Below are 555 nucleotides of genomic sequence, written 5' to 3'. Positions count from 1 at the left end.
GCCCCGTGGCGTGATCTGCCCGAACGCTACGGCCCGTGGCAGACCGTCTACCGGCGCTTCGCCCAGTGGGAGAAGGACGGCACCTGGGCCGCGCTCCTGCGCGAGGTCCAGGTCCGCAACGACGCTGTGGGGACCGTGGAGTGGACGGTCTCGATCGACTCCACCGCCGCCAGGGCCCACCAGCACGCCGCCGGCGCCCGCAAAAAGGGGACCGGCCCGAGGACGAATCGGATGATCCGGCAGCAGTTGCGCGCCGCGAGGCGCTCGGCCGGTCCCGCGGCGGGCTGACCACCAAGATCCACCTGGCGGTCGACGGACGGGGCCTGCCGCTGTCGATCGTCCTCAGCACCGGCAACACGGCCGACTGCACGATGCTGCCCGCCGTCCTCGACGCGATCAGTGTTCCGCGCGCCGGGAGCGGGCGGCCCCGCACCAGGCCCGACCGGGTCGTGGCCGACAAGGCGTACTCCTCCCGGAAGATCCGCCGGCTGCTGCGGCGCCGGCGGATCAAGGCGACCATCCCCGAACGCCGGGACCAGATCGCCGGCCGCGCCC

Annotated in this window: 1 pseudogene; it reads left to right on the top strand. The window is 73.9% G+C overall.

From position 1 onward, the window contains the following. Positions 1–555, top strand: a pseudogene (locus tag IEZ12_RS37400) (IS5 family transposase); the annotation flags it as partial.

This window comes from Kitasatospora griseola, assembly GCF_014648555.1.
Classification (GTDB): Bacteria; Actinomycetota; Actinomycetes; order Streptomycetales; family Streptomycetaceae; genus Kitasatospora; species Kitasatospora griseola.
This window is presented reverse-complemented; position numbering and strand designations above follow the sequence as displayed.